Origin of the sequence: Kitasatospora sp. NPDC059577 (assembly GCF_042735475.1) — a bacterium.
GTDB lineage: Bacteria > Actinomycetota > Actinomycetes > Streptomycetales > Streptomycetaceae > Kitasatospora.
Genome location: NZ_JBHWBZ010000071.1, coordinates 8,574 through 18,449 on the forward strand (window position 1 = coordinate 8,574; position 9,876 = coordinate 18,449).

A 9,876-nucleotide genomic window follows, 5' to 3' on the forward strand; every position below is an offset into this window, starting at 1 on the left:
CGGGGCGGGGCGGCCCGGCGGCGCGGCGGGCGGGCGGCCCCCCGGGGCGTACCCGGAGGCCGCCCGCCGGCCTCCTGGCCGCTGCCTGGGGTTATCGATTTTGGAGCCAGGGCAGACGTCGGGTAATGTTCTTTCTGCGCCGCCCGGGAGGGAACGGACGAGGGAGCGAAAGCCCCCCGGCCGGGACCGAACGAGAGGCGCAACGCCTGGGAAGGACCCGACGAGGGTTCAACTCTGGTGGGGTATGGTGTAATTGGCAGCACGAGTGATTCTGGTTCATTTAGTCTAGGTTCGAGTCCTGGTACCCCAGCGCAGTACCGCAGTAACAGCAGTACGGCAGTACAAATGAAGATCAAGCCCCCGTTGTGTAGCGGCCTAGCACGCTGCCCTCTCACGGCAGTAGCGCCGGTTCGAATCCGGTCGGGGGTACGGATCCCGCAAGGGATCACCTGGAAAGCCCCCGTTGTGTAGCGGCCTAGCACGCTGCCCTCTCACGGCAGTAGCGCCGGTTCGAATCCGGTCGGGGGTACGGATCCCGCAAGGGATCGCCAGGAAGCCCCCGTTGTGTAGCGGCCTAGCACGCTGCCCTCTCACGGCAGTAGCGCCGGTTCGAATCCGGTCGGGGGTACTTCAGAGCAGGAAGCCGGTGGGCTCGCCCATCGGCCCTTGCTTTGTGTTGGGGTATGGTGTAATTGGCAGCACGAGTGATTCTGGTTCATTTAGTCTAGGTTCGAGTCCTGGTACCCCAGCCAGTCAGAGGAAGGCCCCGGTTTCCGGGGTCTTTTTTGTTTTCCGTGGGGAAAGCGCCGAAGGGCCCCGCTCGATTCGAGCGGGGCCCTTCCGGCTTTCGTGGGGGTGGTCGGTGGGGGAGGGGGCGGGTGGGGGATCGCCGGGGCAGCGGGAGGGGGTCAGCTGCGGCGGAGGGCCTCGGTGAGCCGGTTCGCGGCCTCGATGATGGCCTGGGCGTGCAGGCGGCCGGGGTGGCGGGTCAGGCGCTCGATCGGGCCGGACACCGACACGGCGGCCACCACGCGGTTGGAGGGGCCGCGGACGGGCGCGGAGACCGACGCGACGCCGGGCTCGCGCTCGCCGATCGACTGGGCCCAGCCGCGCCGCCGGACGCCGCTCAGCGCGGTGGCGGTGAAGCGGGCGCCCTGCAGGCCGCGGTGGAGCCGCTCGGGCTCCTCCCAGGCGAGCAGGACCTGGGCGGCCGAGCCGGCCTTCATCGGCAGGGTGCTGCCGACCGGGACGGTGTCCCGGAGGCCGGAGAGCCGCTCGGCGGCGGCCACGCAGATCCTCATCTCGCCCTGGCGGCGGTAGAGCTGTGCGCTCTCGCCGGTGACGTCGCGCAGGTGGGTCAGGACCGGGCCCGCGGTGGCGAGCAGCCGGTCCTCGCCCGCCGCGGCGGAGAGTTCGGACAGGCGGGGGCCGAGGATGAAGCGCCCCTGCATGTCCCTGGTGACCAGGCGGTGGTGTTCGAGTGCGACGGCGAGTCGGTGGGCCGTGGGGCGCGCCAGACCGGTGGCGGCGACCAGCCCCGCCAACGTGGCGGGGCCCGACTCCAGTGCGCTCAGCACCAGAGCGGCCTTGTCGAGAACGCCGACGCCGCTAGTGTTGTCCATGCCCTAAGACTGCAGTCTCATTCCGCGAGACGCAAGTTCAATCTTGCGGGAAAAGCGCCACTCTGGATGCAGCAGCCCGGGAGACATCCAGGATGTGGCCTCCTCCGAGTGTCCGCATCGTGGACAGCGATCCGGCGTGCAGGTCGCGCGAACGAGCCCCGCAGCGGGGGCGGAGCACGCAGCGACCTCGACGACACGAGAAGGCCGGCAACGCGGCCGGCTGGAGGGAATCCGATGGGACGGACACTCGCAGAGAAGGTCTGGGACGACCACGTCGTGCGGCGTGCGGAGGGTGAGCCCGACCTCCTCTTCATCGACCTGCACCTGCTCCACGAGGTCACCAGCCCGCAGGCCTTCGACGGACTGCGACTGGCCGGGCGCGCGGTCCGCCGCACCGATCTGACGATCGCCACCGAGGACCACAACACCCCCACCCTGGACATCGACAAGCCGATCGCGGACCCGGTCTCCCGGGTGCAGCTGGAGACCCTGCGCCGCAACGCCGCCGAGTTCGGCGTCCGGATCCACTCGCTCGGCGACGTCGAGCAGGGCGTCGTGCACGTCGTCGGCCCGCAGCTCGGCCTGACCCAGCCCGGCATGACGGTGGTCTGCGGCGACTCCCACACCTCCACCCACGGCGCCTTCGGCGCACTGGCGTTCGGCATCGGCACCAGCCAGGTCGAGCACGTGCTGGCCACCCAGACCCTGCCGCTGGCCCCGTTCCGGACCATGGCGATCACCGTCGAGGGCGAACTGCCCGAAGGCGTCACCGCCAAGGACCTGATCCTGGCCGTGATCACGCGGATCGGCACCGGCGGCGGCCAGGGCTACGTCCTGGAGTACCGCGGTTCGGCGATCCGGGGCCTGTCCATGGAGGCCCGGATGACCATCTGCAACATGTCGATCGAGGCCGGTGCCCGAGCCGGCATGATCGCCCCGGACGAGACCACGTTCGACTACCTCCAGGGCCGTCCGCACGCCCCGCAGGGCGAGGACTGGGACGCCGCCGTCGCGTACTGGAAGACCCTGGTCACCGACGAGGACGCGGTCTTCGACCACGAGATCTTCATCGACGCGAGCGAGCTGAGCCCGTTCGTCACCTGGGGCACCAACCCCGGTCAGGGCGCCCCGCTGGGCTCGAACGTGCCGGACCCGGCGTCCTTCGCCGACCCGCAGGAGCGCGCGGCCGCCGAGAACGCCCTGGCGTACATGGGCCTGGAGGCCGGCACCCCGCTGCGCGAGGTGAAGGTCGACGCCGTGTTCGTCGGCTCCTGCACCAACGGCCGGATCGAGGACCTGCGGGCCGCCGCCGCCCTGCTGGAGGGCCGCCGGGTCGCCGACGGCGTGCGGATGCTGGTGGTCCCGGGCTCCGTCCGGGTCGCCCTGCAGGCCGTCGAGGAGGGCCTGGACAAGGTGTTCACCGCGGCCGGCGCCGAGTGGCGCCACGCGGGCTGCTCGATGTGCCTGGGCATGAACCCCGACCAGCTCGCCCCGGGGGAGCGTTGCGCCTCCACCTCGAACCGCAACTTCGAGGGCCGGCAGGGCAAGGGCGGCCGCACCCACCTGGTCTCCCCGCAGGTCGCCGCCGCGACCGCCGTGCTGGGCCGCCTCGCCGCCCCCGCGGACCTGCCCGCCGACACCCACTCCCCGAACCAGTACAGCGTGGAGGCCTGAGCCATGGAGAAGTTCACCACCCACACCGGCCGGGCCGTCCCGCTGCGCCGCAGCAACGTGGACACCGACCAGATCATCCCCGCCCACTGGCTCAAGAAGGTCACCCGATCCGGTTTCGAGGACGGGCTGTTCGAGGCCTGGCGCAAGGACGACTCGTTCATCCTCAACCGGCCCGAGCGCCGGGGCGCCACGGTCCTGGTGGCCGGCCCGGAGTTCGGCACCGGCTCCTCCCGCGAGCACGCCGTCTGGGCACTGCAGAACTACGGCTTCCACGCGGTCGTCTCGTCGCGCTTCGCCGACATCTTCCGGGGCAACTCCCTCAAGAACGGCCTGCTGACGGTCGTCCTGCCGCAGGAGACCGTGGAACGGCTCTGGGTGCTCACCGAGAGTGACCCTTCGGCCGAGATCACCGTTGACCTGGAGGCACGCGAAGTGCGCGCCGAGGGCATCACCGCGGCCTTCGAACTGGACGACAACGTCCGGTGGCGGCTGCTCAACGGGTTGGACGACATCAGCATCACGCTGCAGAACGAGGCCGACATCGCGGCCTTCGAGGCGACCCGTCCGGGCTTCAAGCCCCGTACTCTGCCGGTCGCCTGAGTTCCCCTCAGAACAAGCATTCTGACGATCCACCGGATGGCCCGCGCCCCCCTCGGGGGGGCCGGGCCATCCGTCGTTCCGGAGCACGAGTTAGCGCCGCGGCCCGCCCCGGATTGCCCATTTGGCTTTGCGGAAGAGGGCCCCGCGCAAGTACAACTGCGGGTAGATGGCACAATCAGTACATGCACCGGCACCATGAACCTCCGTACGCGGGCGGCGAACCCGCGGCTGAGGACTCCATGGGCCGGCCATCCGAACGCCGAATTGACGACCGGCCGGACGTCACCTCCGCGCCAGCTGAGGGGCCGGACGACCAGGAAGTCGCAGCGCTCTACGCGCTCGTGGCCGAGCGGTTGAAGCAAGCTCACGCCCGCGTGCATGCGCTGAACGTGTCTGCCGATGCAAAGACCGCTCTCACTCGTCAACTCCTCATCGTCACCGAGACCGCCAAGCGCGATCTTCCGGGGGCGGCAAGGCGGTTGAGTCGCTTTGTACATGACCTCGACGAGGGGCGCCCGCCGCTCGGCTGAGGTCGCCGACGCGCAAATCCATTGCGACACTAGGGTGATTCGCGCGTTTGGTAATTGAAAGTCCGCAGATACATACCTAACGTGCGAAAAGAACGGATGGAATCATCCGGCGCCCGTTTCCGAAGGGGAAGACGTGAACAAGGCTCAGCTTGTCGAAGCGGTGGCCGAGCAGCTGGGCGGTCGCAAGGCTGCCGCAGAGGCCGTCGACGCAGTGCTCGACACCATGGTCCGTGCCGTCGTGGCCGGCGACCGGGTTTCGGTCACCGGTTTCGGCACCTTCGAGAAGGTGGAGCGCTCCGCGCGCTTCGCCCGCAACCCGCAGACCGGCGAGCGGGTCAAGGTCAAGAAGACCTCGGTGCCCCGCTTCCGCCCGGGCCAGGGCTTCAAGGACCTGGTCAGCGGCAGCAAGAAGCTGCCGAAGGAGGGCCCCTCGGTGAAGAAGGCCCCCAAGGGCTCGCTCACCCCGGGCAAGACCGGTGTGGCCGCCACCCCGGCCGCCAAGCGCGCCGCCACCAAGCGCGCCGCCACCGCTGCCGCCGCCGCTCCGGCCACCAAGAAGGCCGCCGCCAAGAAGACGGCCACCACGGCTGCCGCCAAGAAGACCACGGCCACCGCCGCGAAGAAGGCGACCACCGCCAAGAAGACCGCCGCCAAGACCACGGCCGCGAAGACCACGGCCGCCGCCAAGAAGACCACGGCGACCGCGACCAAGAAGACGGCCGCCGCCAAGAAGGCGACCACCACGGCTGCCGCCAAGAAGACCACGGCCACCGCCAAGAAGGCGACCGCCACGGCCAAGAAGACGGCTCCGGCGAAGAAGACCGCCACCCGCAAGACCACCGCGCGCAAGACCTCTGCCAAGTAAGTCCCGCGCGACCGTCCTCGGACGGCCTTCGGCCAAGAGCCGCGGCACCCTCCCGCGAATTCGCGGAGACCGGGCGCCGCGGCTCTTTCGATTTCCGGGCGCTTAGTCAGGATTCGACGGCGCAAGGCGGGACCGGATGGTCGGTGCCCGGAGGATTTCCGCGCAGGGGCGCCGGTGCGGGCGTCAGCCCTCGGCGGGGTCGGGGAAGGTCTGCAGCGTCACGAAGACCACCCGGCGGGCCCCGCCGGTGCCCTCGGTGCGGATCCGCACCCGCTGTCCGGGCCGCAGCAGCCGCAGGCCGCCGGCGTCGAAGGCGGCCGCGTCGAACGGCACCGGGGTCCCGTCGTCGAGCAGCACGGAGCCGGCCCGGGTGGCGGGGTCGAAGGTGAACGCGGTGGCCTGCATGTCAGCAGCATAGCGAGCGGTCCGGGCCACCCCCGGGACCGGACCCGGGCCCCGAACCCGGTCAGGACGGGTTCAGACGGGCGAACAGCGCGCTGGTGTGCGGACCGAGGCCGAGCAACGCGGCCTCGCCGAGGTCGGCACCGGTGTCGACGTCCCGGCGCACCGACTCCACGTCCGCGAGGCGCAGTTCGAGCGCCCCGCCGGCCGCGTGCCGGGCCCGCGAGCCGTCCCCGAAGGCCGGGGACAGCGGGTGCCCGGAGGTGCAGGCGAGCAGGGTGGTGCCGAGGCCGGGAGAGTCCGGCAGGAAGGCCCGGCCGTCCGGCGGCACCGAGCCGAGCACCCGGGCCAGTTCGGCCGGGCGCAGGGCCGGCAGGTCGGCCGAGAGCGCGGCCAGCGGGGCCGCCGGGGCGAGCACCCGGGCGGCCGACGCGCCGTGCGCCAGTGCCCGGTTGAGGCCGCCGCCGGGTTCGTCGGCGACCACCAGTGCGCCCAGCGCGGCCAGCCGGGCGCCGGCGACGGCGTCCGGGGTGACCACCAGGACCCGGGCGACGCCCGGGGTGGCCAGTGCCGCCGTGACGGTGTCCAGCGCGAAGGACAGTGCCAGGTCCGACCGGTGCGGTCCGGCGTACGGGGCGAGTCTGCTCTTCGCCAGGGGGAGCGGCTTGAGCGGAAGCACCAGCGACCAGCCGGCGGTGGGTGCGGCGGGCGCGGCGGGCCTGCTGGGGCGTACGGTGTCCTGGGTCATCGGCGTCATTGTGTCGCCGGTCCCGGAGCCCTCGCCAGGCCGTCCGAACTGTGCGGACGTGCGTTTGATCACGCCCGCCCGGCGGGCGGGCGCGGCCGCTCGACAGTCGGCGAGCGGGCGGGCGACACTGGTCCGCGCCCGTGGCCCGGGCACCACCGGCACCGGTGCGCGGCACCGGGAGGCCATGACCGCGGCACTCCACGTGCCGCCGCATCGGATGAGAAGGAGCTGGGGTGGCCCGCCGCTCGTACGCCAAGTTCGGCAACGCCGACTACGGCATCTGGTACCGCTTCGCGGCCGTGCTGGTGAAGCCGGTGACGACCGCCCTGGTGAAGCCCGACTGGCGGGGCTGGGAGCACATTCCCGAGCAAGGCGGCTTCATTGCCGCGGTGAACCACAATTCGATCATCGACCCGGTGATCTACGCGCACTGGCAGTACAACAGTGGTCGCCCGCCGCGCATTCTCGGCAAGTCCTCGTTGTTCTCCATTCCCTTCATCGGATTCATGCTGCGCAAGACCGGTCAGATTCCGGTGTTCCGCGAGTCGACCGATGCTGCGCAGGCGTTCCGGGCCGCGATCGACGCCGTCGACAGCGGCCAGTGCGTGCAGTTCTACCCGGAGGGAACGCTCACCCGCGACCCGGACCTGTGGCCGATGACCGGCAAGAGCGGTGTCGCCCGGGTCGCGCTGATGACCGGCGCGCCGGTCATCCCGGTCGCCCACTGGGGCGCGCACGAGATCATCCCGCCGTACGGCCGGTCCGGCTTCGGGAAGGGCAAGTTCAACCTCTTCCCGCGCCACCGCGTGACCGTCGCAGCCGGTCCGGCGGTCGACCTGAGCAAGTACCAGGGCCAGGAACTCACCGCCCAGGTGCTCTCCGACGCCACCGAGGACATCATGACCGCGATCACCGCCGTGCTGGCCGAAGTCCGCGGCGAGCAGCCGCCGGCCGAGCGCTACGACATGCGCAAGGCCGCCCGGGAGCGCGCCGCCACCGCGCTGGCCGAGCGCCGGCGCGCCAAGGGCGAGCGGGGCACGGGCACCGAGGAGGCCGGCAAGTGACCCGCTGCGCCGTGATGGGGACCGGCTCCTGGGGCACCGCGTTCGCGATGGTGCTCGCCGACGCGGGCTGCGAGGTCGTGCTCTGGGCCCGCCGCCAGGAATTGGTGGACGCCGTCAACTCCACCCACGAGAACCCGGACTACCTGCCGGGCGTCCGGCTGCCCGACACGGTGCGGGCCACCACCGACGCCGCCGAGGCGCTGGCCGGCGCCGACTTCGCGGTGCTGGTGGTGCCCTCGCAGACGCTGCGCGACAACCTGGCCGCCTGGACGCCGCTGATCGAGCCGCAGACCGTGCTGGTGAGCCTGATGAAGGGCATCGAACTCGGCACCGCCAAGCGGATGAGCGAGGTGATCGACGAGGTCACCAAGGTCGGCCCGGAGCGCGTCGCGGTGGTCAGCGGACCCAACCTGGCGAAGGAGATCGCCAACCGGCAGCCCGCGGCCAGCGTCGTCGCCTGCAGCGACGAGGCGGTCGCCAAGCGCCTCCAGGCGGCCTGCCACACACCGTACTTCCGGCCGTACACCAACACCGACGTGGTGGGCTGCGAACTCGGCGGCGCGGTCAAGAACGTGATCGGCCTCGCGGTCGGCATGGCGGCCGGCATGGGCCTGGGCGACAACACCAAGGCGACGCTGATCACCCGCGGACTGGCCGAGACCACCCGGCTCGGCGAGGTGCTGGGCGCCGACCCGCACACCTTCGCGGGGCTCGCCGGGATGGGCGACCTGGTCGCCACCTGCTCCTCGCCGCTGTCCCGCAACAACACCTTCGGCATGAACCTCGGCCGCGGCATGTCGCTCGCGGAGACCATCGCGGCCACCCGGCAGACCGCCGAGGGCGTCAAGTCCTGCGAGTCCGTGCTGGACCTGGCCCGGCGCAACGGCGTCGACATGCCGATCGTCGAAGCCGTGGTGGACGTCGTGCACAACGGGCGGCCGACCCAGGAGGCGCTGCAGACGCTGATGTCGCGCTCGGCGAAGGCGGAGCGGCGGCGCTGACCGGGGAGGCGCCCGGGCCGCCGCGACCCGGGCGAGCGGGGACACCGGGGCGGCTGACGCCCCGGAAACACGTCGCACGGTAGTCTCAAACCCGATATGAGCATCGAACAGTCCTCCCCGAACCCGTCCGCCCCGAAGCCGCGCGTCGCGCTGGTCTTCGGCGGGCGCAGCTCCGAGCACGCCATCTCGGTCTCCACCGCGGGCAGTGTGCTCAGGGCGATCGACCGCGACAAGTACGACGTGCTGCCGATCGGCATCACGCACGAGGGCCGCTGGGCGCTGACCAGCGACGAGCCGGCCCGGATGGCCATCACCGACGGCAAGCTGCCCGACGTGGCACACGTCGCCGAGTCCCTCGACGCGCAGGTCGCGCTGCCGGTCGCCCCGGGCAACCGGGAGGTGCTTCTGAGCGAGCCGGGGAGCGCCCCCAAGGCCCTCGGCGACGTCGACGTGGTGTTCCCGCTGCTGCACGGCCCGTGGGGCGAGGACGGCACCCTGCAGGGCCTGCTGGAGCTCTCGGGCGTCCCGTACGTCGGCAACGGCGTGCTGGCCAGCGCGGCCGGCATGGACAAGGAGTTCGCCAAGCGGATCCTGGCCTCGCACGGCCTGGCCGTCGGCCACTACACCATCGTGCGCCCGCGCGACTGGGAGACCGAGGCGGGCCGCGCCGCGGTGCGCGAGCGGGCCGCCGAGCTGGGCCTGCCGCTGTTCGTGAAGCCCTGCCGGGCCGGTTCCAGCATCGGCATCACCAAGGTCAAGGACCTGGCCGACCTCGACGCCGCGATCGAGGAGGCCCGCCGGCACGACCCCAAGCTGATCATCGAGGCCGGCGTGACCGGTCGCGAGATCGAGTGCGGCGTGCTGGAGTTCGAGGACGGCCCGCGGGCCAGCGTGGCCGGCGAGGTCCTGGTCGGTGACGGCTTCGACTTCTACGACTTCGAGGCCAAGTACATCGACTCCTCCGACGTGCAGATCCCGGCGAAGCTCACGGCGGAGGAGACCGCCGAGATCCAGCGCCAGGCGATCGAGGCGTTCGAGGCGCTCGGCTGCGAGGGCCTGGCCCGGGTGGACTTCTTCCTGCTGGAGGACGGCACCTGGATGATCAACGAGATCAACACCATGCCCGGCTTCACCCCGATCTCGGCCTACCCGAAGATGTGGGAGGCCAGCGGCGTCCCGTACCCGGAGCTGATCGACCGGCTGCTGCAGACGGCGCTGCGGCGCTCGACCGGGCTGCGCTAGCGGTCCGTACGGCCGGAGGGGGCGGGGGGGGGGGGGCCGGCCGGCCGCCCGCCCCCCCCCGCGGGGGGGCGCGCGGGCGCCCGGGGCGGGCGGCCCCCCCGGCGGGGCGGCTCCCCCGCGCGCGCCGG

General features: G+C 71.8%; 10 protein-coding genes and 5 tRNA genes. 12 read left to right on the forward strand and 3 right to left on the reverse strand.

Annotated elements, in window-relative coordinates:
- Positions 1-238 precede the first annotated feature (238 nt).
- The 5 genes from ACFV0O_RS35935 to ACFV0O_RS35955 all read left to right on the forward strand — a co-directional run bounded on the left by ACFV0O_RS35935 (position 239) and on the right by ACFV0O_RS35955 (position 752).
- Positions 239-310, forward strand: a tRNA-Gln gene (locus ACFV0O_RS35935).
- A 46-nt stretch (positions 311-356) separates the two neighbouring features.
- Positions 357-429 (forward strand) — tRNA-Glu (locus tag ACFV0O_RS35940).
- A 27-nt stretch (positions 430-456) separates the two neighbouring features.
- Positions 457-529: transfer RNA gene (locus tag ACFV0O_RS35945), tRNA-Glu, on the forward strand.
- A 26-nt stretch (positions 530-555) separates the two neighbouring features.
- Positions 556-628: transfer RNA gene (locus ACFV0O_RS35950), tRNA-Glu, on the forward strand.
- Positions 629-677: 49 nt separating this feature from the next.
- A tRNA-Gln gene (locus ACFV0O_RS35955) sits at positions 678-752 on the forward strand.
- A gap of 156 nt (positions 753-908) precedes the next feature.
- Here ACFV0O_RS35955 and ACFV0O_RS35960 read toward each other — a convergent pair.
- Positions 909-1,622 (reverse strand): IclR family transcriptional regulator, encoded by a 714-nt coding sequence (locus ACFV0O_RS35960; RefSeq protein WP_030246527.1) that lies wholly within the window; start codon positions 1,620-1,622, stop codon positions 909-911.
- Between the two features lie 234 nt (positions 1,623-1,856).
- Here ACFV0O_RS35960 and leuC point away from each other — a divergent pair, with 234 nt between their 5' ends.
- From leuC to ACFV0O_RS35980, 4 genes are all read left to right on the forward strand, one after another.
- Positions 1,857-3,296, forward strand: a complete 1,440-nt coding sequence (gene leuC / locus ACFV0O_RS35965) for a 3-isopropylmalate dehydratase large subunit (RefSeq protein WP_380348240.1) — start codon at positions 1,857-1,859, stop codon at positions 3,294-3,296.
- Positions 3,297-3,299: 3 nt separating this feature from the next.
- Positions 3,300-3,896: a 3-isopropylmalate dehydratase small subunit gene (leuD, locus tag ACFV0O_RS35970; RefSeq protein WP_380348242.1), complete on the forward strand. Its 597-nt coding sequence runs from the start codon at positions 3,300-3,302 to the stop codon at positions 3,894-3,896.
- A 341-nt stretch (positions 3,897-4,237) separates the two neighbouring features.
- Positions 4,238-4,426, forward strand: coding sequence for a hypothetical protein (locus tag ACFV0O_RS35975; RefSeq protein ID WP_380348287.1), 189 nt, complete (start codon positions 4,238-4,240; stop codon positions 4,424-4,426).
- A gap of 133 nt (positions 4,427-4,559) precedes the next feature.
- Positions 4,560-5,291: an HU family DNA-binding protein gene (locus tag ACFV0O_RS35980; protein ID WP_360262026.1), complete on the forward strand. Its 732-nt coding sequence runs from the start codon at positions 4,560-4,562 to the stop codon at positions 5,289-5,291.
- Positions 5,292-5,474: 183 nt separating this feature from the next.
- Here ACFV0O_RS35980 and ACFV0O_RS35985 read toward each other — a convergent pair whose 3' ends face one another.
- Both ACFV0O_RS35985 and cofC read right to left on the reverse strand, forming a co-directional pair.
- Entirely contained in the window at positions 5,475-5,696 is a 222-nt protein-coding gene (locus ACFV0O_RS35985) for a hypothetical protein (protein ID WP_360262027.1), read from the reverse strand.
- A 61-nt stretch (positions 5,697-5,757) separates the two neighbouring features.
- Positions 5,758-6,441, reverse strand: coding sequence for a 2-phospho-L-lactate guanylyltransferase (gene cofC, locus ACFV0O_RS35990; RefSeq protein ID WP_380348245.1), 684 nt, complete (start codon positions 6,439-6,441; stop codon positions 5,758-5,760).
- A 233-nt stretch (positions 6,442-6,674) separates the two neighbouring features.
- Between cofC and ACFV0O_RS35995 the strand changes: the two genes are divergently transcribed.
- The 3 genes from ACFV0O_RS35995 (at position 6,675) to ACFV0O_RS36005 (ending at position 9,748) form a co-directional block, all read left to right on the forward strand.
- Positions 6,675-7,505 (forward strand): lysophospholipid acyltransferase family protein, encoded by an 831-nt coding sequence (locus ACFV0O_RS35995; RefSeq protein WP_360262029.1) that lies wholly within the window; start codon positions 6,675-6,677, stop codon positions 7,503-7,505.
- Entirely contained in the window at positions 7,502-8,506 is a 1,005-nt protein-coding gene (locus ACFV0O_RS36000) for an NAD(P)H-dependent glycerol-3-phosphate dehydrogenase (protein ID WP_360262030.1), read from the forward strand. The genes ACFV0O_RS35995 and ACFV0O_RS36000 overlap by 4 nt, the downstream gene beginning before the upstream one ends.
- A 96-nt stretch (positions 8,507-8,602) precedes the next feature.
- A complete protein-coding gene (locus tag ACFV0O_RS36005) occupies positions 8,603-9,748 on the forward strand; it encodes a D-alanine--D-alanine ligase family protein (protein ID WP_380348248.1) in 1,146 nt (381 codons plus the stop codon).
- Positions 9,749-9,876 lie beyond the last annotated feature (128 nt).

What these genes read in the sequence shown, in the direction of transcription:
- ACFV0O_RS35960 (WP_030246527.1), bottom strand. Translation starts at nt 1,622, where the DNA reads ATGGACAACACTAGCGGCGTCGGCGTTCTCGACAAGGCCGCTCTGGTG.
- leuC (WP_380348240.1), top strand. Translation starts at nt 1,857, where the DNA reads ATGGGACGGACACTCGCAGAGAAGGTCTGGGACGACCACGTCGTGCGG.
- leuD (WP_380348242.1), top strand. Translation starts at nt 3,300, where the DNA reads ATGGAGAAGTTCACCACCCACACCGGCCGGGCCGTCCCGCTGCGCCGC.
- ACFV0O_RS35985 (WP_360262027.1), bottom strand. Translation starts at nt 5,696, where the DNA reads ATGCAGGCCACCGCGTTCACCTTCGACCCCGCCACCCGGGCCGGCTCC.
- cofC (WP_380348245.1), bottom strand. Translation starts at nt 6,441, where the DNA reads ATGACCCAGGACACCGTACGCCCCAGCAGGCCCGCCGCGCCCGCCGCA.
- ACFV0O_RS36005 (WP_380348248.1), top strand. Translation starts at nt 8,603, where the DNA reads ATGAGCATCGAACAGTCCTCCCCGAACCCGTCCGCCCCGAAGCCGCGC.